A 507-nucleotide genomic window follows, 5' to 3' on the forward strand; every position below is an offset into this window, starting at 1 on the left:
TGTTGGATGGGCAGGGATCCCTGTGGGGGGAGCGGCTGCTCGTCGACTTTGGCCAAGCCCAGATGCAGTTGGAGAACCTGGATCCCACTCAGCCTGTGCGGGCAGAGTACCGGGATCCGGATCTGGAGCTGGCTGCCAGCCGTTTTCTGTGGCAATTTGGCGTCGGGGAAGTGCAGGCAGTAGGGTCTGTAGAGGTTTACGCTCCCTTACAAGCTTTGCGCCTCAGGGGCGAGCAGTTGCGGGCTCCCCTGCCTCTAACCGAGTTGCGCATATTGGGCAACGGGCAAGCCAAAGCCGAGCAAACCGGTCAAGAGCTGCAGGCCCAGGAGATCCGCTGGCGCATCGGCTCCACCCAGCTGCAGGCCCAGGGCAACGTGCGCTACCGCCAGCCCGGCCAGGCTTTGACTGTCAGAGGCAACCAAGGGATCCTGGATTGGCAGGCCAACACTGCTCGGATCCAGGGCAACAGCCAAACCCAGCTCACTTTGCCCTAAGGGGGGCTGGGGG

General features: G+C 63.1%; 1 pseudogene. It reads left to right on the forward strand.

Annotated elements, in window-relative coordinates:
• A pseudogene (locus tag NW815_RS12940) lies at positions 1-494 on the forward strand (LPS export ABC transporter periplasmic protein LptC); the annotation flags it as partial.
• Positions 495-507 lie beyond the last annotated feature (13 nt).

The organism is Synechococcus sp. R6-7 (assembly GCF_047461695.1).
Taxonomy (GTDB): domain Bacteria; phylum Cyanobacteriota; class Cyanobacteriia; order Thermostichales; family Thermostichaceae; genus Thermostichus.